This is a genomic window from Gemmobacter aquarius (genome assembly GCF_003060865.1).
In the GTDB taxonomy this organism is placed as follows: domain Bacteria; phylum Pseudomonadota; class Alphaproteobacteria; order Rhodobacterales; family Rhodobacteraceae; genus Paragemmobacter; species Paragemmobacter aquarius.
Genome location: NZ_CP028919.1, coordinates 53758 through 79231, shown reverse-complemented (window position 1 = coordinate 79231; position 25474 = coordinate 53758). Strand labels below are relative to the sequence as shown.

Annotated in this window: 19 protein-coding genes and 1 pseudogene; 2 read left to right on the top strand and 18 right to left on the bottom strand. The window is 61.2% G+C overall.

All coding sequences use genetic code 11. The features are described from left to right. Positions 1 to 185 precede the first annotated feature (185 nt). Positions 186 to 784, bottom strand: a pseudogene (locus HYN69_RS18185) (transposase); the annotation flags it as partial. Between the two features lie 320 nt (positions 785 to 1104). Here HYN69_RS18185 and HYN69_RS18180 point away from each other — a divergent pair. After that, complete coding sequence (locus tag HYN69_RS18180) at positions 1105 to 1662, top strand: hypothetical protein (RefSeq protein WP_216824705.1); 558 nt, start codon at positions 1105 to 1107, stop codon at positions 1660 to 1662. Between the two features lie 51 nt (positions 1663 to 1713). On the opposite strand, the gene HYN69_RS18175 is transcribed toward HYN69_RS18180, so the two are convergent. The 6 genes from HYN69_RS18175 to HYN69_RS18150 all read right to left on the bottom strand — a co-directional run bounded on the left by HYN69_RS18175 (position 1714) and on the right by HYN69_RS18150 (position 10377). Next, positions 1714 to 3531 carry a glycosyltransferase gene (locus tag HYN69_RS18175; RefSeq protein ID WP_159082536.1) on the bottom strand — a complete coding sequence of 606 codons (1818 nt, stop codon included), beginning with the start codon at positions 3529 to 3531 and terminating at the stop codon, positions 1714 to 1716. A 97-nt stretch (positions 3532 to 3628) separates the two neighbouring features. Next, complete coding sequence (locus HYN69_RS18170) at positions 3629 to 4621, bottom strand: glycosyltransferase family 2 protein (RefSeq protein WP_108437345.1); 993 nt, start codon at positions 4619 to 4621, stop codon at positions 3629 to 3631. An 85-nt stretch (positions 4622 to 4706) separates the two neighbouring features. Beyond that, the gene (locus HYN69_RS21255; protein WP_216824704.1) at positions 4707 to 4919 is read right to left on the bottom strand and encodes a hypothetical protein; all 213 of its coding nucleotides are present in this window, start codon (positions 4917 to 4919) and stop codon (positions 4707 to 4709) included. A 227-nt stretch (positions 4920 to 5146) separates the two neighbouring features. Next, on the bottom strand, positions 5147 to 6976 hold the full coding sequence (locus HYN69_RS18160) for an ATP-grasp fold amidoligase family protein (protein ID WP_159082535.1): 1830 nt from the start codon (positions 6974 to 6976) through the stop codon (positions 5147 to 5149). Between the two features lie 102 nt (positions 6977 to 7078). Beyond that, the gene (locus HYN69_RS18155; protein ID WP_159082534.1) at positions 7079 to 8086 is read right to left on the bottom strand and encodes a glycosyltransferase family 2 protein; all 1008 of its coding nucleotides are present in this window, start codon (positions 8084 to 8086) and stop codon (positions 7079 to 7081) included. An 80-nt stretch (positions 8087 to 8166) separates the two neighbouring features. After that, the gene (locus tag HYN69_RS18150) at positions 8167 to 10377 is read right to left on the bottom strand and encodes a PAS domain-containing sensor histidine kinase (protein WP_108437341.1); all 2211 of its coding nucleotides are present in this window, start codon (positions 10375 to 10377) and stop codon (positions 8167 to 8169) included. Between the two features lie 252 nt (positions 10378 to 10629). Between HYN69_RS18150 and HYN69_RS18145 the strand changes: the two genes are divergently transcribed. Beyond that, positions 10630 to 11076, top strand: a complete 447-nt coding sequence (locus HYN69_RS18145; RefSeq protein WP_108437519.1) for a LacI family DNA-binding transcriptional regulator — start codon at positions 10630 to 10632, stop codon at positions 11074 to 11076. On the opposite strand, the gene HYN69_RS18140 is transcribed toward HYN69_RS18145, so the two are convergent. The 11 genes from HYN69_RS18140 to HYN69_RS18090 form a co-directional block, all read right to left on the bottom strand. Continuing rightward, positions 11013 to 12041 (bottom strand): fatty acid desaturase family protein, encoded by a 1029-nt coding sequence (locus tag HYN69_RS18140; protein WP_108437340.1) that lies wholly within the window; start codon positions 12039 to 12041, stop codon positions 11013 to 11015. The genes HYN69_RS18145 and HYN69_RS18140 overlap by 64 nt on opposite strands. Further along, positions 12038 to 13228, bottom strand: a complete 1191-nt coding sequence (locus HYN69_RS18135) for an aldose 1-epimerase family protein (RefSeq protein WP_108437339.1) — start codon at positions 13226 to 13228, stop codon at positions 12038 to 12040. Before HYN69_RS18135 ends, HYN69_RS18140 begins: the two co-directional genes overlap by 4 nt. 131 nt (positions 13229 to 13359) lie before the next feature. Next, positions 13360 to 14211, bottom strand: a complete 852-nt coding sequence (locus HYN69_RS18130; protein WP_108437518.1) for an ATP-binding cassette domain-containing protein — start codon at positions 14209 to 14211, stop codon at positions 13360 to 13362. Continuing rightward, on the bottom strand, positions 14211 to 15047 hold the full coding sequence (locus HYN69_RS18125) for an ABC transporter ATP-binding protein (RefSeq protein WP_108437338.1): 837 nt from the start codon (positions 15045 to 15047) through the stop codon (positions 14211 to 14213). The genes HYN69_RS18130 and HYN69_RS18125 overlap by 1 nt, the downstream gene beginning before the upstream one ends. Positions 15048 to 15049: 2 nt before the next feature. Beyond that, positions 15050 to 15967, bottom strand: a complete 918-nt coding sequence (locus HYN69_RS18120; RefSeq protein ID WP_108437337.1) for an ABC transporter permease subunit — start codon at positions 15965 to 15967, stop codon at positions 15050 to 15052. After that, the gene (locus tag HYN69_RS18115; RefSeq protein WP_108437517.1) at positions 15964 to 16971 is read right to left on the bottom strand and encodes an ABC transporter permease subunit; all 1008 of its coding nucleotides are present in this window, start codon (positions 16969 to 16971) and stop codon (positions 15964 to 15966) included. The genes HYN69_RS18120 and HYN69_RS18115 overlap by 4 nt, the downstream gene beginning before the upstream one ends. 71 nt (positions 16972 to 17042) lie before the next feature. Continuing rightward, positions 17043 to 18587, bottom strand: a complete 1545-nt coding sequence (locus HYN69_RS18110) for an ABC transporter substrate-binding protein (RefSeq protein WP_108437516.1) — start codon at positions 18585 to 18587, stop codon at positions 17043 to 17045. A 208-nt stretch (positions 18588 to 18795) separates the two neighbouring features. Then, the gene (locus tag HYN69_RS18105; protein WP_108437336.1) at positions 18796 to 19947 is read right to left on the bottom strand and encodes a M24 family metallopeptidase; all 1152 of its coding nucleotides are present in this window, start codon (positions 19945 to 19947) and stop codon (positions 18796 to 18798) included. A gap of 82 nt (positions 19948 to 20029) precedes the next feature. After that, the gene (locus HYN69_RS18100) at positions 20030 to 22921 is read right to left on the bottom strand and encodes an HWE histidine kinase domain-containing protein (protein ID WP_159082533.1); all 2892 of its coding nucleotides are present in this window, start codon (positions 22919 to 22921) and stop codon (positions 20030 to 20032) included. A gap of 127 nt (positions 22922 to 23048) precedes the next feature. Further along, entirely contained in the window at positions 23049 to 23876 is an 828-nt protein-coding gene (locus tag HYN69_RS18095) for a glycosyltransferase family 25 protein (protein ID WP_108437334.1), read from the bottom strand. Beyond that, a complete protein-coding gene (locus HYN69_RS18090; RefSeq protein ID WP_159082532.1) occupies positions 23863 to 25419 on the bottom strand; it encodes a glycosyltransferase in 1557 nt (518 codons plus the stop codon). The genes HYN69_RS18095 and HYN69_RS18090 overlap by 14 nt, the downstream gene beginning before the upstream one ends. Positions 25420 to 25474 lie beyond the last annotated feature (55 nt).

Here is a 25474-nt window from a genome sequence, read left to right as displayed (position 1 = left end):
TGGACATGTTCGGTATAAAGTCGAAGGTGGTGGCCAGCATCGAAGCCGCGTTCCCGCGCACAAACTGGTTTCACGGTCCGGATGGCGATGTCTGAGGTGCCCCTAGTTTCCTAGACACCTGCCTCGTTCAGTTTCTGCTGCCTGATTTCGAAGTCAACTGGCGACAGCATGCCATTGTTCGTGTGTTTGCGCCGCCAGACGGCTGCAAGCAGGGCCTGCAGCGGCAGGTCGGTTGTCATGCGGGGCTGGGCGGACCAGCCCACCTCGAGCCATGGTGCCGCCACTGGTCCGAGGCCCATGGCGAGGGGCGCGAGAAGAGGTCGATGACGACAGACAGGTATAGCCAGCCCTCGTGGGTCTCGATGTAGGTGATGTCGGTCACCCGGACCTTGTCGGACGCATCGACCTCGAACTGGCGGCCCAAGGTGTTGGACGCGACCACAGCAGGCTTCCCGCCATATCGTCCCGGGCGGCGCTTGTAGCCGATCTGGGCGGCGATGCCCGCAAGGCCAGCCAGCCGGGCGACCCGGTTCCCGGAGACCTGCTCCCCCTGATCGCGCAGATCGTCAGCCAGCTTGCGATAGCCGTAGACCTTGCCGCTCTCGGACCAGGCCTGCACGCCGACGACCTTCGCCGAAGGCTCGGCAAACAGTCGAAGCCACTTGTAAAGCGAGTGCGAACTCACCCCGAGGCGCTGCGAAACCTCACGAACCGGATACCCACGCACTCGGATCTGCTGCACCGCGTCACGCTTGAACTCGTCGCTGTAATTGCTCGTCCCCATGTCGGCCTCCTAGCCTCAAAGTTAGGCGGCAAAGCGTCTACAAATCCAGGGGCACCTCAGTCTGGCTTGCTGGCGCGATAGAGCGCGGCCCCAGTATCGCCGCGTTCTTCTGCGGCGAAAGCGCCTGCGTCGTGACCAAGGGGCGATGCAGCCGGTCGACCCTCGTTGCCCGCGCAGCCGAGCTTGGAGCAAAGGGCACACTTTCCATCCTGTTCTCGCAAGGTGACCGTCCCGGTCTTGTCGATCCCGACGCGCGTTCCATCACCGCGCCCCTGCGGATCGCTTTGCACAAAGCGCTGCCGCCACCGGTCGACGCGCTGATGGCCGATATCAGGAATGCGACCACGCAAGAGGATTTGCGCCGCATCCGCGATGTGGATGGGACGCTGCGGCAACAGCGAATCGTGTTTGCCTTGCTTGTCGGCAGCTTGCAGCGCGCCGTAACGCTGGGCCTTCCCACGGCAAAGCTAGGCTATTCGATGCCCTTTCTTGGCAAAGGACCGATCTGGTTCAAAGCCAAATGGGGCTGTGTGCTCGACGCCCAGCCCGGCAGCCCGACGATGGCGTTGTTTCTCGACCTGCGCCATTCACAGGTGCGACGGGTTCTTGGCGAAAGCCCGATCCTGTTCACCGACTGTGGCGGCTTGGCTGCCGTCTCATGGTTAATGCCAGGACCCGAGCCGCAATCCGCGTTACTGCGCGAAGCCGAGCGGTTTTCAAGCCTTTCGCGCTGGTATGTCCTGACCGATCCGGACACACTGAAAAGCGCCGAAATCGGGCTGAAGGCCAATGATTGCATCATTCCTGTCTGCCTCGATACAAATCCAGCAGGACCGCAATGGTTGGGCCATATTCTGCAAGGTTCCGCGCGCCGCTAGGCTGTATCGTCCACCTCACATTGGGGGATCAGATCGCACCAAACAGGGCAATCATGACATTGCTCCAAGGAATGCGGCACGCTCTTCTTGCGGTAGCAATTTGCTGAACTCGACGATCTCGTCCTGCCCCATCGACTTCGCCAGAGCGATCTGTCGTATGGCCGCGACGCGCAGGTCGCTCATCCCCGATTGAAAACTGGCTTTGTTGCGGTTCTGCCCGTCGGAAAAGATTTCATCGGCAAAGGCCACGTTGCCCCCATGCCGCCCGCGCGCTGCCAGCGGGGTGTCAAGAAACAGGGTGCCCCCCTGAACATGACAGCCAAAGGACAGATAGGTGTCTAGATCGAACCGGAACTTGACCCCGCCATCCGGGACGATGTTCTCGATACACGACCGCCTGCACATCAGGCTTGATGTCGTCCCCCAGACCCAAGCTTTTTCCGCGGGCGGGTAGTATTTGCCATAGCCGAACCGGCCATGAAAATCTGCGTCCTCCGCCTTAGTCGCCTCCAGTCGTTGCCTTTGCCGCGTGCGTGAGAAAAACCGCGTCAGATCGCCTGACCCGTGCTGGAACGTCACCATCTCGCAAGTGGCAATCCCGGTGGGTAAGACCGGATTAAGATGCGCCGACAGCATCAGCTTCAGAAAATCCGGCATATAGACATCATCCGGATCGATCAGCGCCACGAATTCCGACGTGCACCTGCCGAATGCATGAAAGAAAGCGCCGATCTGTCCGCGGTTCTCCTCGCCGAGTATCAGATTTATCCTCGGATCGGCGAACTGCTCTACAATCCGTATCAGGGCGCTGCGTTCGACCTCGCTCGAGCGGTCATCGATGATGGTCAGCCGGAAATCGCCGTAGCTTTGTCCAAGCACACTCGCAATCGCCGTGCTTACATAGCCGGTATAGTTGTAATGCGTCATGATGACGTCGACGCATGGCAGGGCCGGTCGGGCAGGGACACGAGGCAGGCGGTCCGGCAGCGACACAAACTCTACGACCCGTCGGGCCGCGCTTTGCGAGCGTGCAACGTGATAGGCGGCATTTTCGGCAGCGCCCTCAAGCAAGGTGCTGCGTTGGCTGCCATCGTGTAACATTTCTTCAAGCGCCGCTGCCCAGACCCCGGGCTCCGCTTGCGGATCGATCAGCCACCCGCCTTGACCCACGGCTTCCGGCAAGCCGCCGATGTCGGAAGCCAGCACCGGCACGCCATAGGCATTCGCCTCGACCGCCACACGACCAAAGCCTTCTTCCCACTGGCTGGGCACCAGCAGCGCGCGCGCTCCGAGGTAGTGGGTTTCCACATCCTGCCGCCACGGCACGAATTCCACATTCGGCAGGTCGACCAGCATCCCCGCAAGCATGCGGCGCTGGCTCTCGACTTGCTTCCAGCCTTCTACGAAACGGAACTGGCGGTGGGGCAGCAGTCGGGCAATCGCGCAGGCCAGTTCCAGCCCCTTCTGGCGCACCGGATTGATAAATGTGACATAGTCACCAACGGCAACGGGCCGGTCAGGGTGAAAGGTAAACTGCGGCTCGACGATCTCGGCACGTTTCTCTGTCTTTTCCCAAATCCGCGATGCGACAAAGTGCGAATTGGCCAACAGCCGAACATCATCCGGTATCGATCCAGGCTCCCAGCGTTTGACTTCCTCGACGTCCCGGACAAACAGAACCTGCTTGCGGCGCAGTTTGGGGTTGGTCGAAACGAAGGACCGCAGATCTTCGGCATTGTAGATCGCAATGTCCACAAACCCCTGTTCCAGCAGCCGTTCAGCGGTCAGCTTGACCGTGGTGGTCGAAAGATACGGCGCATCCGGTTCACGTCTCGCATCGCTTGCACCCGGCGGAGCGATGATGGTCACATCCTCTCCGATCAACCTCAGGGAACGGCAAAGCTCGATGATGCTCCGCTCACGTCCTCCTCCATGTGCCAGCGGATGGTCAGTGACCAGCGCCAGCCTAAGCGACATCGCCCGAACCGTCCTTCGCCCAGTCGAGGTTAGCCCCGAAACGCATCATCATGTCTGCAATAGCCCGGCTATCCGCGCACAGACTGCCCAGACGGTCGCGGGTGAAATGCGTTGTCACGACCTCGCCCAGTTGCTGGACTGTCAGATAGTCGGAAATCCCATTTGCAAGCAATGCATGAAGAACCGCCGCCTTCACCGCGTCCGCCTCTGACGTGAAAGACGGCTTCAAAGCGGATTGCCGACCCGACAGGAAAGCGGAAGGGTGCGCGGTATTGGCATCATGAACCCCGCGCCAGCTAAGCACCCGGTCAACAAAGACGGTCCCGCCGATCATATGCGCCCCATAGGCGCAATAGACGTCTCCGGAATGGCGGAAGCTGTCCGCTAGCCCGTTCGGTCTGATGATCCGCAACGCATCCTTGCGGATCATCAGCCCCGAGGTATTCGACCAGAGCCAGCCGGTTTCCCATGGGTTGTGGTATTTCGAATAGCCATATTTGCGAAAATGCTGTTCGATCACGTCCAGCTTGTTTTCGGCCAGCGCCTTTTGCCTGAAGCCCGTATAGGTCCGCGAAAGAACCCCGCCCCCGACCCGGTAGCGCCCCATCTCGCAGGTCGCAACCGCTGCGACGCGGAGTGGGTTCAAGTGTGCCGCAAGCATCACCTCGACAAAATCCGGCTCGTAAATGTCGTCTGGATCCAGAAAGCTGATGAAATCGCCGCTGCACGCTTCGACTCCGTCAAACATGGCATTGATCTGGCCACCGTTCGACGCGCGCCGGATCAACCTGATCCTGTCATCGCCAATGGTCGCCACACAATCCCGCGCCGCGGCCCATTCTGCATCGTCCGAATGGTCATCGACGACCACGACGTCTACAGGCGAAACCGTCTGGTCAAGTGCTGACCGCAGGGACGCCTCTAGAAACCGCGACGAGTTGTAATGCGTGATGATGACAGAGCACGCGCCGCCATTGTTCATGCGCTAATAATCCTAAAACACATGAACGCCGATTGGCGAACATGTTCTCCCGAAGGGTGAATTTCAGAACGTGCCGAGGCCAGCGTCAGCCGGCGTAAGGCGTCGGCACCGAGATTTGCAGCAGGGCTGGACCGCAGATCCCGCCATCGGAGTCTGATCCGGAATTCTGTCCGGCACCCGATCCGTCCACACAGCAAACGATGTCACCCACGCTCACGCACTGATTGATTTGAGCTTGGGCCAGTTGGATATTGCCGCCCGTAAGGGTGCGCGCAAGTTCGATGGTCTGGGCGGTCACAGGACCCGTAAGCGACGCGCCGGCTGTGGCAAGGATTGCAACGATCTGTGCACGGTTCAAATTCCATCTCCAAACTGAGTTCGTTCATCTACATGAATCTTAACGACATGGGATTCTCGACAGCTGAAAGTCAATACAAGACCGGAGTGACGGCCATTAAAATTGGATAAGAACCTAAACTTTAGTCGGTCGGACAGAAGACGAATGCTGCGAATGGCGTGCCTCTCTCACGTCATTTCGCCCGCCACTGCCTTGGCAAGCGCGCGAATTTCCGGAAAGGGCTTGCCCTCGAAAAGGTCGTCCAGCAACCGCGCCTCGGCCGCGAGATAAAGATCGCCGAGCGCGCGGTCGAAATTCGGTTGCTCTGCCGCAGACCCCGGCTGCGGCGAGACCTCGTTGAAATAGTGCTGACCTTGCCAGAACAGGAAATCCACCCGCAGGAACGGGGCGGGCAATGCAAGGCTCATGCGGACACCATCCGCAACCAGTTCGGGCGTAAAGCCGCGTCCCTTCATGCGGTTGATGGGGCGGCCCGAGTCGATTTCGCGCCCGTCGGGTGACCATTCGCAAAGCGCGATTTCAGGATAGGTCGTCACCTCGTTGATGACACCCACCTCGCCGTAGAACATGTAAGACTTGATCTCGGTCACCGGTTGTTCGCCAAACTCGAGCGGCCCGATATAGCGCTGCACCAGCCATTTTGACTGCCCCGTCTGCGCCATGCGCGCCAAGGCGGCTGTCTCGTTCATGGTTTGGCGGGTCTGGTGTTCGACCACGCGGCCCGGTTCGAAGATCATGAAGACATTGGCCGCATTCGCGTCACCCAGCGGCTTGACCACCGCCGGATAACCCATTCTGGCAAGGGTAGCAGGTACATCGGCCACCGCATCGCAAAAAAGGTAAGGCACTACCGGAATACCCAAAGACTCGGCGAACCTCAGGCCAATCAGCTTATCATCGATCAGCCAGCGATATTTGGGCCTATCGTCCAGATAGTCCCTGCGGCGGGCCTGGAACATAAGCCGTGCGAACGAGGCGACCCCCTCGAGGTGGTACTGGGCAAAAGGCGCGTTCTTGGCACGATGCACAAAGCTGTCGTCAAAGTGGCCAACCTGCACCGCGACATCGGCCAAGGCATGGCGTTCTGCTTTGTATGTAACGCCCGTCTTCAACGTCGCCGCGATATCGGCCTTTAGCGTTGCGGCACGGTCCTTTGCCTGCGCGGCGGTAACGATGGTTGCAGAACCCGCGGCAGGTATTGCGCCGCGGCCCGCATCGTCTGCCGTCCCGTCGACGCGTGGCAAATCCGGTGCAGTTTCTGGCCAGAATTGCGCATAGCCCTGCTGCAGCAAAGCGTTTCGCACTTCATCGGCATTGACGATCAGGGCGTGATGATCGGCTATCAGCTTGACCGTGTCGGTCTTGACCCCGCGTCGCAGTGGCCGCGCGAAAGCGGCGGAAAAGATCTCGCGTACGGGGTCGGGAAGAAACGGGAACGGTCCGAAATCCTCGTAATGTATAAGGGCCGTTGATGGGTAGCCCGAAATCCAGCGGTCCACATCTGCGGTTACCCGTTCCTGCTGGGCAAGAAAGCGCAAAAGCTGGGCGGGGTCGATGTGCAGCGCGGCGCCTTCTGTATCATCCGCCGCTTTCCCTTCCCGCCGGACCCAGACGCCGCTTTGTTCTGCCCGCTTCTGGCTGACATAGGCGGCCAATTGGTCGCGGCGTCGGCACAGGACGATGGGCCATCCCCGTGCCATGACGCGGTCCAGAATGACCGGCACCGTTCCTTGCAAGAACGGCGGCCAATCCATCGCGCCGATCTGCCCTACCTTCAGGTCGACCAAGCCGCTCGACGCGCCCAGCGAGTGCTCCAAATGGTCAAAGTAGGCGTCAACCACCTGCTTGGCCGCAACGACGTTCATCGCGCCCGTTCCCGCCAGATGCTGGCGAAGGTGCGGAAAAAACGAGTGTTTGTTCCAGTGTTCTATCGCAGGGTTGAACGGCTCGTCATGATTGCGGATCCAGGTTTCCTGCGACAGGATTGATCGCAGCATATGTGTCCCCGTGCGGCTATGAGCGAACAGGACGACTATTTTGCTCATGCTGCACTCCTTAGGCGCCGCTGCAGTTTCGCAGGGGCTTTTGGATCAAAACGCTTATAGGGGTGAATAGCTGTCGTCCAACTCTGTGGCCAAAAGCCGATAATCATCGCGCTGCATGATGTCCGCGATCCGCTTGATGCGGGCGTCGACCGCAGCCTCATGCAGGCTTCGCGCTGCCCCCTTGGTCAGGCCGTCGATCACATCGATCTCTCGCCGCACAGCCAGACTGCGCGACGACAATTCGTCAGTCGGCACCGTCGGAAAAGAGTTTGCCTTCCGCCAGTACTGCGAATCCAGAATTTCGGTTGGATAGAAATCGGGGGTTCCACGGATAGACTTGAGAATGAAGCTTTCCAGATCCCTGCTGCGGTAATGTGCAAGATAGGCCAGTCGGCACAGGTTCGGATCGACCTGCATGAAGGGCTTGTAGCGTGGCGTATAAGGCTGGCCCGAACCGTCGATTGCCTTGAATGCGCCGCTGACGGTCTCCTTGGGCGAATGCGCGTCGAGCGTGACGGCCGCATCCACCCGAAACAGCGTCTTTACGCAGCCAGCCTTGGTGGCAAGCCCCTCCAGCTGCTGGGCGTGTTGAAACCGCTCGATTGTCAGCGCGTCTTCGAACCTTGTATGTCCTGACGCGGTAAAATGCCGCCAGTTCAACCGGATCTGATCGTATTCGTCGCCTGCACAGGCAATCAGTTGACCAAGAGTCAGACCGCCGCGAAGCAGCAGAAATTCGTCGATATCAATCGCGATGGCCCAATCGCACTGTCCTTTGACATAAACGTTAAAGGCCTTTTCATAGGCGCGACGCTGATAGGAGATCGGCGGTTTGCCATTCACAAGCGCGCTGTTCTCGACAAAGTCGATCACGCCGGCGCCGTCCAGCGCGTGCAGAATCTCGACCGTTCCGTCGGTCGATGAGTTCTGGGCGATTACGATCCGGTCGAACCCGACAAGCCGATGCCAGGCGACCCATTCCAGAATATAGGGGGCTTCATCCTTGACCGTACAAATGGCTGCTGTCTTCATCCAACTCGTCCTGATCAGGTGGTCGTCCACCCTGCAATGGTTCCCTTGTATCGATCGCTGCACAGACCGCAACTCTGCCGACAAGGCGCGGTTTCGTTCGCGCTCGTTTGTCAGGGTTTCAGCGTATCGGCCTGCAGGTGTGTCGACTCTTGCAGCACCGCCGAGAGCGGGGCTGTCAAAACCCAGCGCAAACCTGCAGGGTCTAAATCAAGCTGGACATCACCACCAAGGCTCATCTCGGTCATCTCGGCGATCAGTCGCGATCCGAAACCCTTGCGCTCGGGCGCTTTGACGACCGGTCCGCCGGCTTCGGTCCAGCGGATGTGCAAACGCCCGGCCCCGGTCACTTCCCATTCGACCTGCACATGTCCGTGTCCGGACAGCGCGCCATATTTCACCGCGTTGGTCCCGAGTTCGTGCAGCGCAAGGCCGATGGCCTGCGCCGCTGCCGGCGACAGGTGCAAGGCCGGTCCGGACACTGAAATCTTTTCGAACGTCTCACCCCCCAGCGGTTTGAGCTGCGACACCACAAGGTCGCGCAGATCGATGCTTTGCCATTCGTTCCGCACAAGCAGATCGTGATTGGCGGCAAGACTGCGAAGGCGGTCGCTGAAGGTTTTGACAAACTCGCGGGGCGTACTGCTTGATGCCGTATGGGTTGCGATCGCCTGCACGACGGCCAGCATGTTGCGCGAGCGGTGATTGACCTCTCGCATCAGCAAAAGCAGGTTGTGCTCGGTCTTTTTGCGTTCCGTGATGTTCTCTACCTCGATCACCGTTCCGACAGGCATGCCGGACTGGTCGCGGATCGGGCTTGCGGTAAACCTGACATCGTAAAAATGACCGTCCTTGTGAACGAAAACTTCTTCGCCCGTCTCGCGGTCGTTCTTTGGCAGCGCCTGGTCGATGGGGCATTCGCCAAGCGGATAATGCGTGCCATCGGGCCGCGTATGGTGGATGTGATCGTGAAGCGGGCGACCTTTCAGTTCTTCAAGCGTGAAGCCGGTCAACGCCTCGGCCGCAGGGTTCATGAACACGCATTGCTGTTTTTCGTCCATGATGAAAAGCGCAAGGCTCGCATTGTCGGTTATGGTTTTGTGAAGCCGTTGCTGATCCCTCAGCGCGGTCTCGGTGCGCTTTTGCTGGGTGATGTCACGCACCGTGCCGACAAAGCGCGCGGGCTTTCCCGGGTCTTCGATGACGCCGCCTTCGGCGCGTATCCATCGCTCGATCCCGTCGACGCGGTTTCGCACCCTGTAGGTCGCGCTGAACGAATTAGGACCACGCTTTTCCCTGGCGGTTTGCAGCGCGAGCGCGACGCTTTCGCGATCTTCGGGGTGGACAGCTTCCATGAACGCCGAAGGGGTGACCGTTTCCCCTGTCTTGAATCCCCACAGGTCCATGGTCCTTTGGTCCCATGTCAGCACCTGCGCGCCCAGCACCGAGTCGAACACGCCAAGCCCTCCGGCTTCCAGCGCCGCGGCCAGCCGCTCTTCGCTCCGCTTCAGGCGCCGCTCGGCTTCCGTGCGTTCCGAGACGTCCATGATCATCGTCCATCGGGCGGGCTTGCCGTCGTAATCGACTCCATGGCTGACCACCTCGACCTCGATTGCCGAACCATCCTTGCGCCGATGGCGCCAGACGCCGTCGGCTGCCGGCCGATCCGCAGGCTTTGAGGCCACAGTTGTCTGAAGCGGTCCAACATCCTCGGGCGGATGCAGATCTGCGATTGTCAGGCTCAGAAACTCGGCCTCGCAATAGCCGTAATGGTGGACCGCTGCCGCATTCACCTTTCTGATCCGAAGGCTTTCGGTTTCAAAGATCCACATCGGCTGCGGGCTGGTCTCGAACAGTTTGCTCAGGCGGAGTTCGCTTCTTTCACGCTCCTCTTCGGCCTGCTTTGCGTCGGAAACATCTTGCGCGATATAGGAAAACAGTCCGCGGCCGTCTGCCCCGTCCTCGATCTTGGTGACCGAGACACGCAGCCATGACTGCTTATCGGCGGCCAGATGACGATAGTCGAAGGCCACAGGTTTCCCGGATCGTTCGCTTTCCCGGTAATTCTGCACCCAGACATCGATCACGCCTTGCGGCACACCCAAGGCGCGGGCCGACTTTCCGGCGGTGCTGCCCGGAGCGTTTCCGAAAAAGCGGTCGGTCGCGGGATTATCGTAGACATGCAGGATGTCGGCTTCGCCGGGCACAAGTTCGACGACTCCCATCAAAAAACCCGAGCGGTCATAAAAGCTGCGCAAGATCGCGGTGTTGCGGCGCAGCACTTCGTCGGCCTGTCGCATCTGTTCGGTGGAAGAGCCCGACATGACAGCACCTTTTTCTATCGGTTAAGTGCAGCCGCGACCGCAAGACGCCAGCGTTGATTGTCATCACGCCCGAGTCAATAACAGCTTGGGCACCCGCTTTCAGGACTTGGCACGAAACGGGTCTTTCAGGCGCCGCGCAATTCCTTGAAACGGTCATGTCAGCCTCGGGTCAGGGCACCTTGCACAGATGGCGCGGAATTGCTTTGCTGGGGTCGGCAGCGGCTGGGCCTGAAGCATTTCCGGAAGGCAGGCATGGGAAAAGCGACCATCTCTGACATTGCCACCATGGCAAAGGTGTCGACCGCGACGGTTGACCGCGTGCTGAACGGGCGCGCAGGCGTTTCGGCCGCCAACCGCCAGCGGGTGAATTCGGCGGCGCAGGCGCTTGGCTATCCGCCCTATCAGGACAAGGTGGCGTTGCCGTCGCGCCCGGCACACCTCGACTTTTTCCTGCCCTTGGGCCGCAGCGAATTCCTGCATGATCTGGCGGCGGCAATCCGCGATTTTGCTGCGAAATTGCCCCTCGTCGCGTCGTGTCGCGTGCATGACATAGGTGGGCTGTCGCCCCACGACCTTGTAGCCGCGCTCGGGCAGACATCTCTGCGGAACAACGGCGTGGGGATCATCGCGGTTGATCATCCGGTCTGCCGCGCCGGATCGCTGCGCTGCCGCCAAAGCGCATGCAGCATCGAGCCATAGGCCGCAGCAATGGACCGATCGGGCACCGGCAGATCACCCTTGATCAACTCATGCAAGCGGGGCAGGGCGTGATAGGGGATCATGGGAAACATGTGATGCTCGACATGGTAGTTCATGTTCCAGTAGATCCAGCGGCTGACAGGGTTCATCAGCACGGTGCGGCTGTTCAGGCGGTGGTCAAGCACATCCTCGGCCAGCCCCCCATGCTGCAACAGACCGGTCATGACCATGTGCCAAGCGCCATAGATCCGCGGCCCGCCCACAAGAATAAGCGGAAGGACCGACCACGCGGCAAGCGCCCAGACCACCGCCCCAAGATGGATCGCCACGAAAACCCTTGCCCAAAAGATCGCCTTGGGGCGTTCTGCGTCGGGAAGGTAGTCCGCCTCGTCCGCAGTGATGATGCCGGCAGCGTTACGTAAAAGCACACGAAAGTGCAGCCAGATGTCTGGAATACCGATGAAATGCAGTGCCGCCAACAGCAGTTGCGGCGGGCGGAAATGGCCGATCTCGGGGTCGCGCCCGACGATGATGGTGTCGGTGTGGTGGCGCGCATGGCTCCAGCGCCAGCTTGTCGGGTTGCGCATCACCATGAAGCTGGCGATCAGATAGACGGCATCGTTCATCCATCCCGTGCGGAAGGCGGTGCCGTGCCCGCATTCATGCCAGCGCGAATCGCAGGCCGATCCGTAAAGCACGCCATAGACGAGGAAGAACGGAACCGCCCAAAGCGTGCCCCATGTCATGACCCCACCCGCGCCGGTGACAAGCAGCAGCCCAAGCCAAAGCGCCGTATCGCGCAGCGCAGGCCCGTCGCTGCGCTGCATCAAGTCTTTCATCGCCTTGCGCGGCACGTCCGAGTGATACCATTCCGCCGAGGCAAGACCCGCCGCCACCGCACGGGCATTTTCCGGCCCTGTCAGGCTATAGTCTCGCGGGGCGAAAGGTGCTGCGCTGTGTGTCATCCGGCGGACCCGATCTGGTGGTCAAGTGGGGCAAAGTTGCCAGACGGGGCTGGAAACGCGCTCTCGGGCTGACGGGCGATTGCCGAAATCCGCGCCTCTGCCACAGCGATTTCCTTTGCGCCATCGAGCACCGAAAAGCGCAGGTCGTAACGCCGCGATTGGCCATGTTCGAGCCAGATCATCTCGTCCCGGTCCCGCGCAAAGCGGTTGCCCAGCACATGATGCGTGGCAGGTTCGATCCCGAGAGCATAAAGCCCCGACCGGAAGTTTTGCCATTCAAGCGCGCAGGGAAGCTGATCGCGGCGGCTTTCGACGACGATCCCCAGACCCAGCCTATCGTTGACCAGAGCAACGGGCACGATACCCCCTGTGTCCGCCACCATGGCATGTTCCCAGACCTGTTCGCGGAACGTGGCCGAGGGCGCGGTGCAAATGCGATACCCCGTGTCCTGCACAGCAAGGTCTGGCGCATGCGACGTCCAGACGACATCGCCGACCGGCGCAAGGTAGCGCGACCCTTCGTCGAGCAGCGGCCAGCCGATATTGACGTGATACATCATCATATGGGGGGTCCGCGAAAAGCCCGCATTCACCACGCGGTCGGTCAGGCGGATGTCATTGCCACCCAGATCGGCCTCGATCTGGCGGTGCAATTCCAAAACCTCGCCAAAGACGGCGGCTTGTGTCACCACGCCTTCGGCCCAAAGGATGCAACGGTCGCCCTCCCACCGCTCGCCATATCCTGTCAAACGGGCGGGGATGGCGCCGACGCGCCCGTGCAGTCCGTGGCGCACGGTGTTGCGGCGCGGGTAGTCGTAACTGCTTGCGTCCACTTCTTCGGGGCCAAGGATGTGATCCAGTCCGCAGGTGGCCAGAAAACCCGAAAACGACCGCACCCACCCAAGCCCGTCTTCGCCTTCGGGTTCGTGCAGGGCAGGGTGGCGAAAGCCGGTCGGGGAATGCCAGCCGATAGCGCGGCCCTTGTGGGCAACATCGGCGATGTCCATGGCGCGGTCGACCAGAACCGAAAACGACAGCCCCGATCCGGTGCGGAATTCCAGCATGCGGATGCCGCGTTCCAGGCCATCGCCACAGGTGACCAGCCGCACCCCGCCGATCTGGGACAGGTTTCCCGTTCGGGCCGCAAGCCCTGCCGCGTCATGGGTCTGGCCGAAAAGTTCCGTCATGTCTGGGCTGTCCGGTTTCGTCTGTAACGACGAGTAGAGCGCAGAAAACCGCCCTGCATCCACCCGAAATCACATCAGATCACATCAGCCAAGGCCTTCGCGGACAATGTCTTTTACCGATCTTCCGTCTGTCACACCGTCGCAGCGCGGGCGGCTTTGCGGCGGTCGATGCGGGCGCGGATCGCCTCGACGTTGGTCACCGGCGTCGCCGCGAACAGCGACTTGGTATAGGGGTGCTGCGGGTTGGCAAAAAGCGCCTCGCGCGTGCCCTGTTCCACCGCTTCGCCCTTCGAGATCACCATCACCTCGTCCGCGATATAGCGCACCACGGAAAGATCGTGGCTCACAAAGACATAGGTCAGCCCGAATTCATCCTGCAAATCGGCCAGCAGGTTCAAGACCTGCGCCTGAACTGACAGGTCAAGCGCCGAAACGGGTTCATCCAGCACCAGAAGCGAGGGGTTCAGCATCAGCGCCCGCGCAATCGCGATGCGCTGGCGCTGTCCCCCGGAAAACATATGCGGGTAGCGGTTGAAATGCTCGGCCTGCAGCCCGACCTTGCGAAGCATCGCCTCGGCCCTGTCGCGCCGTTCGGTCGCGGGCAGGGTAGTGTTGATCACCAGAGGCTCCATCAGCACATCGCCCACCTTCTGGCGCGGGTTCAGGCTGCCATAGGGGTTCTGGAACACCATCTGCACCTTTGATCGCAGCGCCGGCGACGGGCGGCGGCGGCTGATGTCGACCGCCTCGCCGTCGATCAGCAACGCGCCGGACGTGGGCGCGTCGATCAGCGCGATGATCCGCGCCAAGGTCGATTTGCCCGACCCGCTTTCGCCCACGATGGCCAGCGTCTTGCCTTTCGACACCTTGAAATCGATGCCCTTGAGCGCCCGCATGACCGACCCGCGGGCAAACAGGCTGCCGGGCATGGCATAGTCGCGCACAATGGCACGGCCTTCGACGACGGTCGTTTCGTTGGTCATCATGCGTCCGCGTGTTGCAAGTAATCGGAAACGGTGGGCAAGCGGTCGCCCGTGGCATGTTCGGGCAGCGCCGACAAAAGCGCCCGCGTATAGGGGTGCTGCGGTGATGAAAAAAGGCTCAGCACATCTGCCTCCTCGATCTTTTTGCCCTTCCATTGCACCACCACCCGGTCGGCGGTTTCGGCAACCACGCCCATGTCATGCGTGATCAGGATCAGCGCCATGCCGTAATCTTCCTGCAATTTCATCAACAGATCGAGGATCTGCTTCTGGATCGTTACATCCAGCGCGGTCGTCGGTTCATCCGCAATCAGCAGGCGCGGGTTCGACGCAATCGCCATTGCGATCATCACCCGCTGGCATTGCCCGCCCGACATCTGGTGCGGATATGCATTTATCTTCGCCTCGGGCTGCGGAATTCCCACAGCCTGAAACAGCTCGATAGCCCGCGCACGTGCCTTGGCGCGATCAAGCCCCAGGTTCAGCCGCAACACCTCCTCAATCTGGAAGCCCACGGTGAACGACGGGTTCAACGAGGCGACGGGTTCCTGAAAGATCATGGTGATCTCGCGCCCGATCAGGCGGCGGCGTTCGGGTCCGGTCAGGTCTGAAATGTCGCGCCCGTCATAGGTCATCTCGTCGGCGGTGACGGTCGCGGTGTCGGGCAGAAGCCCCATCACCGCCAGCATCGACACCGATTTGCCCGACCCGCTTTCGCCGACAATCGCCAGAACCTCGCCCTTTTCCACCTGCACATCGACCCCGTCGACCGCGGTAAAGCTGCCGGTGGCGGTGGCAAAGGTGACGGTCAGGTTGCGGATGTTCAACAGGGGCATGGTCAGCTCCGCTTCAGCTTGGGGTCGAGCGCATCGCGCAACCCGTCGCCCATAAGGTTGATCGCCAGCACGGAAATCAGGATCGCCAGACCCGGCAGCGTCACCACCCACCACGCCCGCAAGATGAACTCGCGCGCCTCGGCCAGCATGGTCCCCCATTCCGGCGTGGGGGGCTGCGCCCCCATGCCCAGAAATCCCAAGGCGGCCGAGTCGAGCACGGCGGAAGAAAACGACAGCGTCGCCTGCACGATCAGCGGCCCAAGGCAATTGGGCAGGATGGTGCGGAACATCAGACGCATATTTCCGGCCCCGGCCACGCGGGCGGCAGTCACATATTCGCGCCGCATCTCCGACATGACGGCGGCGCGTGTCAGGCGGGCGAAATGCGGCTGATAGACGATTGCGATTGCGATCATCGCATTGGTCAGGCCCGGCCCCAGAACGGCGACAAGCACCAGCGCCAGCAAAAGCGACGGAAAGGCGAGGATCACATCCATCACCCGCATGATCACGCTGTCGACCCAGCCGCCGAAGTAACCCGCCAAAAGGCCGATGACGACACCGCCGACCAGCGCGATGGCGACGACGACGACACCTATGAACAGCGAATACTGCGCGCCAAAGATCAGCCGCGAAAGGATGTCGCGCCCCACCGCATCGGTGCCAAGCAGGTAATCCATGCTACCCCCCTCTTGCCAGAACGGCGGCACAAGCAGCGCCTCGCGGTTCTGCGCGGTCGGGTCATAGGGCGCGATCAACGCCGCGAAAACGGCGATGAAGACCAGCAAAAGAAAAACGGCCAGCCCGACGACCGCGCCGCGATTCTGGCGGAAGTAGAACCAGAACTCGGCCAGCATCCGGCGGCGGATGGCGGCATCAGACAGACGGACAGGCGTGTCGGGTTGGGACAGGTCGGTCATTTGACACGGATCCTCGGGTTGATAAGGCCATAGGTCAGATCGACCAGCAGGTTCACAAGCATCACCAGCCCCGCAATCAGCAAAAGCCCCGATTGCACCACCGGATAATCGCGGCGCGAGATGGAATCGATCATCCACTTGCCGATGCCGGGCCAAGAAAAGATCGTCTCGGTCAGGATAGCGCCCGCGATCAGCACGCCGATTTGCAGGCCGATGGTGGTCACCACCGGCACCATGGCGTTGCGCAGCGCATGGATGCCGATCACACGGAACGGCGGCATGCCCTTGGCCCGCGCGGTGCGGACGTAATCCTCGCCCATCACCTCGAGCATGGCGGACCGCGTCTGCCGCGCGATCACCGCAAGCGGAATCGTGGCAAGTACCACCGAAGGCAATATCAGGTGGCTCAGCGCCGAGGCAAAGGCGCCGTCCTGACCGGAAATCAGGCTGTCGATCAGCATGAAGCCGGTCACGTCGGGAAAGAAGAACATCAGGCTGATACGGCCCGAAACCGGCGTCCAGCCAAGGATGCCGGAAAAGAAGATGATGAGCAGCAACCCCCACCAGAAGATCGGCATGGAAAATCCGACCAGCGCCGCCGTCATTGAAACCTGATCAAACCAGCTTCCCCGCCGCATCGCAGCCAGAACACCCACCGGCACGCCGATCAGCGTGGCGATGATGATGGCGCAAAGACCCAGTTCGACCGTGGCAGGGAACAGCGTCAAAAACTCGGTCAGCACCGGCTTCTTGGTGACCAGCGAATTGCCGAAATCGCCGTGGAACAGCCGGCCGAGGAAATCGAAATATTGCAGGACGATGTTCTTGTCATAGCCAAGCTGCGCGGTCAGTTGCGCGTGACGTTCCGGCGTGACCCCCCGTTCGCCCGCCATCAACAGCACCGGGTCGCCCGGCAGGATCCGCACGAAGCTGAAGGCGATGACCGTGATCCCGAGAAAGGTCGGGACCAGATAGAGAAGCTTGGAGAATATGAAACGGATCATGCGCGCCCGGATTTGAAACAACGCGCGGGGACATGCGCCCCCGCGCGTCAGGTTACCTTGGGTTGAACCGATTACTCGGCGATATCTACCGTATCAAAGGTGAAATCGCCAAGCGGGCTCATCTTGAAGCCCGACACCTTGTTCGACATCGGCACATACTGGGTCGAGTGTGCGATGGTGAACCACGGGGCCTGCTCTTTGAAGATCACCTGCGCCTGTTCGTACAGCTTGGTGCGTTCGGCCTGATCGGCAGTCACCTTGGCGTCTTGCAACAGCTTCGAGAAGTCCTCGTTGCACCAGAAGGCGCGGTTTGCCCCGCCTTCGCCAGCCGAGGTGCAGGAGAGCAGAACCGACAGGAAGTTGTCCGGATCGCCGTTGTCGCCGGTCCAGCCAAGGATCACGGCACCGTCACGGCCCGCTTCCATCGACTTTTGCAGATACTCGCCCCATTCATAGGAGATGATCTCGACCGACACGCCGACCTTGGACAGGTCTTCCTGCATCAGTTCTGCCGTGCGGCGGGCGTTGGGCATATAGGGGCGCTGCACCGGCATCGCCCAGATCTTCATCGACAGATCCTTGACGCCGGCTTCTTCCAGCATCTTCTTGGCGGCTTCCGGATCGTAGGCATCGTCCTGCACGGCATCGTTATACGACCACATGGTCGGCGGGATCGGGTTTTTCGCAGGCACAGCCGCGCCCTGGAACACCGCGTCGACGATGGCCTGCTTGTTGATCGCCATGTTCAACGCCTTGCGGACGTTCGGATTGTCGAACGGCGCCATGGTCGTGTTATAGGCCAGATAGCCCACATTCAGACCGGCCTGTTCGTCCATCTTCAGGTTCGGATCGGCTTTGATCGCCTCGATGTCGGCAGGTGCCGGATAGGGCATCAGCTGGCATTCGTTGGCTTTCAGCTTTTGCAGACGCACTGCGGCATCGGGCGTGATCGCAAAGACCAGATCGTCGATCAGCGGAGCCGTGCCCCAGTAATCGGCGTTCTTCTGGTAACGGATCACTGCGTCCTTCTGGTAGGCCACGAACTTGAACGGGCCAGTGCCGATCGGCAGGTTGTTCAGGTCTTCGGGCGTTCCCGCCGCCATCAGCGCATCGGCGTATTCCTTTGACACGATCGACGCGAAGGGCATCGCGATATTGGCAAGGAACGGCGCTTCGGGCTGGTTCAGCGTAAATTTGACCGTGTAGTCATCGACCTTTTCGATCGATTTGATCAGCTCGGGCATCGCCATCGAGGTATAGTATTCATAGGTTATGCCAGCGATATACTGGTGCCACGGGTTTTCGGCATTGCCCTGACGGTCATAGGAAAAGATCACGTCATCGGCGTTGAAATCGCGCGTCGGGGTGAACGTGTCGCTCGACTGCCACTTGACGCCCTGACGCAGTTTGAACGTGTATTCCATGCCGTCAGCCGACACTTCCCAGCTTTCCGCAAGACCCGGCTCGACCTCGGTCGTGCCCTGCTTGAATTCGGTCAGGCGGTTGTAGATCGGGTGTGCCGAGGCATCGAAGGTGCCGCCAGCGGTGTAGGGCGCAGGGTCAAAGCCTTCAGGCGAGGCTTCCGAGCAATAGACGAACGTCTTTGCTTCGGCCATCGCCGCACTCAGCGCCAGCGCCGATGCAAAAATGAGGAAATTCTTCACGAGTGTTCTCCCTTCGGGTTGAGAAGTCTTTTGTTTTCTTGCAGGCCGCAAGGACGTGCTCTGCTGGCCAGTGAAAACTTGCTCTGTATTCAAGTCGATACGCGGGTCACTGACAACATATTTTTTCTTTTTGGTAAAATTTCGCGCTGCGATCACCCGTTCAGGGTGCATCGGGCCGGTTTGCCGGAGGGCAGAACCAACGTGCGCCGGTATCTGTCATATAGGCGATATCCTCGAGCCTTACGCCGCATTCGCCGTAAACGCACAGCATCGGCTCGATGGAAAAGCACATGCCCGCCTCGAGTGGCGTTTTGTTGCCTTTGACGATCCACGGCTCTTCGTGAATGTCGAGCCCCAGACCATGCCCCGTGCGGTGCGGCAGGCCCGGAACCGAATATCCCGGTCCAAAGCCCGCATGAACAAGCGTGTCACGGGCGGCTTTGTCCACCACCTCGCACAGCGCGCCCGGTTGCGCGGCGGCAAATCCGGCCTGCTGCGCCTTGTGTTCGCATGACCACAAATAGGCTTGCCGTTCCGTCGGGGTGCCAAAGACGTATGTGCGGGTAATGTCGGAATGATAGCCATGCAGCCGCGCGCCAAGATCGACAAGGACCATGTCACCCTGCGCCAGCGTCTGGTCATGGGCCACGCCATGCGGATAGGCGGTCGCTTCGCCGAATTGCACGGCGGCAAAGGTATGCGCCAGCCCAAGCGCGGCATGGGCCGCTGCGATGAAATCTGCCACCTCGCTCGCCTTCATGCCGGCACGCAGACCGGCATGGACGGCCTTTTGCACACCATAGCTCGCATCCATCGCAGCCTGAATGATCGCGATCTCGCTGGCCGACTTGATGCGCCGCTGAGCGCCGGTCATCGCACCCGCGTCCATCACCGTCAGCCCCGGCTGTGCGCTGATTTGCGCGACGAAGCGGTAAGGCGTGTCGGGGTCGAGCGCGAGCCGGCCACGGGCCAGATCGGCAAATAGGGCAAAGGGAGTCTCGTCCTCCTCCCAGACCGCAACACGTCCGGCCAGACGGATCATGCTTTCCAGCTTGGGCCGTTCGAACTCGGGGGTGATATAGGTCAACGAACCGTCCCGATGAACCAGCGCACCGTGGATGCGTTCGGAAAGGCGAAGCGAAAGCCCCGTGTAATAGGTCAAGGACGAAGACGCATCCAACCAGAGCGCATCCACGCCCTGATCGCGCATCACACCCGCCAGCTTTTGCACGCGCTGTGCATGTTCGGTCACGGTCACGGGGGGGGCCGACACCACAGAAAGGGTTTTCAGGGCTTTGTCGAAATCAACCATTGTCAGATACTTTCAGCTTTTCGCACACTTATGAACAGCACAAGCGCAAAGCGCCAGTTGCAAGTCAGGCAGACCCGACCCGTCACGCCAAGGCCGGAATGCGATAGGTTGCGCCAGACTTCGCCACTTCGTCGGCCAATCTCTGGATGATACAATCCGGCCTGAGCGGTTTTTCCAGTCGAAGCACATCTTGCAAGGCCTCTGGCACGTCGACCGGCGCGGCATAACCCGTGACAAAGACAAAGGGCACGCCTTTCGCCCTCAGCAAAAGGGCGACAGGCCAGACAAGATCGCTGCCGAGGTTGATGTCGAGGACTGCGGCATCGGGTGCCGCCGCCCCTGCCGAAGCGAGCGCGGTGTTCAGATTGGGCATCGGCCCGATCACCTCGCACCCTGCCTTAGCCAGCGCGCAGACCGTTTCATGCGCGACCAGATGTTCGTCCTCGACGACCAGAACGCGCTTGCCCTTCAATATGGCAATATCGCTTCCCGAAGACGCAGGCGCGCTGTCGGCAGGCGCGGCCACAGGGTGTGCCGTGTCCTGCGGAACAAGGTTCCGCAACGGCAATTCCACCTGCACCTTCAACCCGTCCGGCGCGAAATCGAGCTTTGCACTTCCTTCAAGCTCGAAAGCCAGCGTGTGTTCGATAAGAAGCGAGCCGAAACCCCGGCGGGCAGGCGCCCCGGCAAGCTGCGGCCCCAGTGTTTCAGACCAGCACAGGGTCATGTTGCGGGCATCTTCAACCCCGCTCACCGCCCAGATCACCGACAACATCCCCTCGGGCCGCGAAAGCGCACCGTATTTTGCCGCGTTCGTCACCAACTCGTGCAGGGCAAGCACCAGCGTCTGTGCAGCCCGCGGATTGATTTGCAGATCGGGGCCATCGACCGTGATCCTGTCCGCATTGCCCCAGCGATGCGGCGCGACCGCCCCGTCGACCAATTCGCGAAAGCTCGCCCCTTGCCAACTGCTGCGCGCCAAAAGCCTGTGCGACTCGGCCAAGGCCGAAATCCGGCCCAAAAGCCGCCGCGCTTCGTCCGGCAACGGACCGTCGGCAGGCCGGAAGGTCTGGTGTGCGATGGATTGCACCACGGCAAGGATATTCTTGACCCTGTGGTCCAGTTCCGAAAGCAGCACCCTCTGGCTATGCGCCAGCCGCTTGCTTTCGGTAATGTCGGTCGAGGCCCCGAACCATTCGTAGATCGTGCCCGACGGATCATAAAGCGGCACCGCCCGCATCCGGATCCAGGCTATCGTGTTGTCCGGCTTTCTCCACCTGTGCTCCAGATCGACCGGCGCTTTCGCCCTGATCGCCTGATCCAGCGTCGCGCGCACATGGGGCTGGTCCTCGGGCGTGACATAAAGGCTGATCCATTCGCTGCCCGCATTGTGCAAGGGCCGGCCCAAGGCATCTACATGTTCCAACTCTGTCCAGTCGGCACTGACACGGAAGGCGATGTCCGAGGTCGAATGGACAAGCGCGCGGAACCGTGCCTCGCTTTCGATCAGCGCCGCCTCGGCGCGGGCGCGATGCAACGCCGAAAAAGTACGTTCGGCCGTCTCGCGCACAAGATCGACCTCGGATTTCGTCCAGAAACGGGGCGTGTCGCTTGCGGCAAAGAGATAGGCTTCCAGCTTCCCCTGCCACAGCACGGGCGACAGGACGAAGGCCCTGACGCCAAGCCCCCGCACTGCCGCCTTTTCCGCCGACGTAAAGCCATGCGCCGTCGCCATATCCGCCACGATCACCGTCTGCCCCAGACGCAGGGCCGTGGCAATCGACCTGCCAAAGCTGTCGATTGCCACGGCGCGGTTGGCGAAGGCCGGGGTTTGGCCGCGGGAACTGTATTGGCCATCCGTCCTTGCCAGACCATCCCCGTCAACTTCGGCGAAACCGGCAAAGGTCACACCGAGATGGGTTCCGAAAACCTGTGCCGCCGCATGCAAGACGTCCTTCGCATCCCGACGGTCCCTGATCGCATCGCTAAGCTTCAGCAAAAGCGCATGGCGGTCCTCGCTGACGCGAAGCCGCGCCTCGCTCTCGCGCAGCGACCTTTCCGAACGGGCACGATCGACCGCGCGGTTGATGCGCTCCACCACTTCCACGACCAGCGCCACATCTGCCGGATGCCAGTCACGCGGTCTGGCGGCATTCAACGCAAGCACCCCGACAAGACGGCGGTCATGGAAATGCGGCACGTGCAACACTGCCCCGATGCCACGCTTGGCAAAGGCATCCGGCGCGATGGGCAAAGCGCCCGTGTCGCCCACATCGGGTATGACTATGCTTTCTCCCGCCCGCAGCGCGGCGGCGAAAGCCTCTCCGAAATCCTGCAAACGGTGCGTTCCGGCCATGCTGGGCAATGTGCCACTGGTCCAGTCGCGGCGAACGGTGCCCAATTCACCGGCCTCGTCGATCTCCAGATAGGCAGCCTGCTCTGCCCCGAGATGCCGCGCCAAAAGGCTGGCCGCCTCATGGGCAATGGTTTCGGGGTCAGCCGACCGGCGCAACGTCTCGGCCAGCCCTTCGCGAAACCGGGCGCGGCGCTCCTCGCTGATCGCATCGGTGATCTCGAGGCAGGGGCAAAAGAAGCCCTGAACGCGCCCGCCCGCATCGCTGACAGGGGTATAGGAAAACGAGAATTGCGCCTCTCGGAACGCGCCGTTCCGGAACAGCTGGAACGTGATGTCCGACATGTGCAGCGCCTCGCCCTCATAGGCGCGGGCGACGATCTGCCTCAGGTCGGGCTCCCAGATTTCCGACCAGATATCCTCTATCGCCCGACCGAGCGCCGGGTGTTTGTCGGCAAGGATTTCCGCATAGGCATCATTGTAAAGCGTCGTTCGATCCGCGCCCCATGTCACGAACATAGGCTGCTTGGCGGCCAGCATCACCTCGGTCAGAATTCGCAGTGATAAGGGCCATGCGTCGGGAGCGCCAAGCGGCGTTGCGTCCCAGTCAAGGTCACGCATCCGCCGGGCCATTTCACCTGAACCCATCGGCCAGTCTGCCGCGTTATCGCAAATCATGTCGCGCCCCGGTCCGCCCAGTGACCCGAACGCAGCGCGCGTCAAAAGGTTCCCTCGGGCGTTTTTGCGGTCAGGACCGGTGCCATGACCTTCGCAGCGTGACGTCCTTCAGGCGCAAGCATGCAGTGGCAAAGGCCGCAAGGTTGCGGATCCGTCGATGCCCGCCGATCAGGTGAAAGCGCAACCGTCCACCGGCAGCGCGCATTGGACGAAAGGCCTTCCTTTCCTCTTCCAGCAGGCTGCCCCCCAGCGTCGCCGACCCGTCCCTGACCAGCGGCCGCGCCAATGTCCAGACACGCAGGCCAAGCTCCCAGTAATACCGTAAATCTTCGTCTATCGGCCGAAACACCGTTTGACGGTACAAGAACTTTCCCGCGCCTCGCGCGGAAAGCACGTAGCCTACCGCGCCCACCTTCGGGTAACGCGGAAAGAGCAGGGTTTCCCCCGCCACCTCGCGGTGCAAGGCCCAGCCGTTGCTTGTGCTGTCGGGAAAGTCGAACAGTTTCAGCATGTCGACATCAGGCGCCATGCAAGCGGGCAGGTTTTCGAGCAGACGCCGCAAGGCCGCCGGATCGGTCAGGATGAAATCATCCTCCAGCAGCAGGGCGTGATCCGCCCCTGTTTCGATCAGCCTCTGCCAGCCGCAGCGATGGGTGCCATAGGTCGCGACCTCGCGCAGGGTCATGGGGCGGCGGGTCCAGCGTCGCTCTTGCACAGGATCGTGCAGACGAAGCGTGCTATCATCGCTATCGATGAACCCGTCGACCATTTCGACGCGCAACAGATCGGACAGTCCCGCCAATTGCGCCAGTGCCGAAGCGCGGCGTTCAGGCGGTGCGATGCGGCAGGTCAGCACCAGCGCCGGTATCCGCCGGTCCGTGGCGCTAGCGGTTTGCATGGATGATCTGCACGTTGGGCAGCCCGATGGGGACGACACCGGCGTCGCGCGCCAACCGACCAAACCCTTCGGTTTCAATCAAATGGCGATAGGGGCGTTCGGGAAAGCGCACTCCTGCGCGGTGAATATCGGCTTGCACGAGCAGCATCGTTCCCCCCACGCCATGCAACGGTACGCGGTCAAGATAACGCAGGTCCGAAAGATGCCGTCTATACCACCAGTCTGATGGCGGTTGCAGAATGCCGTCACGCACCTGTTTGTAATAGACCGGACGCGTCGGTACGCCGTTTTCGAAAAACGCATTCTGGTCGAAACTCGGCCCTCCCGCTTCCAGCACGCAATCCGGCGTCACTATCTTTTCGCGCTCGGAAAGCAGCCGCCCAAGCACGCCTTGCGGGTAGTCGATCACATCGGCATCGACCCAAAGCACCCAGTCGATTTCATCGGTCAGGCTCGCCGTCAAAAGGTCATTGCGCGCTCTTGCGATCCCGGCGCGCCGCGCCCTCTGGATGCCGCGCCGTGACCGCAGCGCACGCGACACTTGTGGCGCGTTCCGCAAAAGATCGACCACCGCCACGGATGCAAAATCGCCCGCGTGCCTGGCGACCAGCTCCTTCAAGACGCGGGCCGTTCCGTCACGGCTGTCGCCATGGCCCAAGCGGACATGCAGGTTTTCCTTCGGATGGTCGATCCGCGACAAAAGCTCGAAGCAGCGCGGCAGATCGTCCTCGGCGTCTCGCACAGGTACCAGCACAAGGACCGCGGCTTCCGGCCCAGTGGGGGCTATCGGTCGGTCCAGAAACCCGCAATCAAGCGCCCCGAGGGTTGCTGCAGGGTCAAGCCGTGGCCCGCCGAACAGCCAGTCACGCGCCTGATGCAGCCGTGACACCTTGCGCTGGATCCACCGGTCGTGGCGGATAGTGAACCAGCTGCCTGCCCAAAGATGCGAAGACAACCGCAGGTCGCCATAAGGGCCGTAATGCGTGCCGTCAAAGCCGCCGCCATGCACATCGTTCTCCGCAAACAGGCCACAGGAATGCAAAGCCATCGCATCGGGCGCTTTCGCCTGCCAGCGTTCCACGACGGCGCTCAGCAGCAAGGGGCCGGTGTTTTCCAGCACATCGAAAGCGCGCCGTGGTGCCATCAGCCTGCATGCAGCGATCACATCTTCCCAAAACGGGTGCTCCGGCGGGCTGGCCATGGTTCCGTTGAACCACATGGTCTTCAGCCCGCGCTGCAAGGCCGGTTCACGGTGGCGGGGCGGCTCCTCGCACAGGATGACACGGCGGTCGCCCGCGATAGGCTCGGCCGAGGCCAGGCACCGCGTGTCGATATCGGCATAGATCCCGCCATAACGGTGCAAGATGCAATACCGCGCCAGATCAGCCTTCTGCACCGGCTTGTCATAGCTCAGGAAAAGATCGAGAAGATCGGGGCGTTCCTGACGAAAGAATTCCAGCAGGTCGTCATCGGTCCAGAACCGGTACGTCCAACCCGGATTGCAGGCCTTCCAACTTTCGGGAAAGCCCATACCTTCGGGCACATTATTGTTTTTCCACGTTTGATGTATCAGACGTGGCACTCCCGGCGGAGCGTAA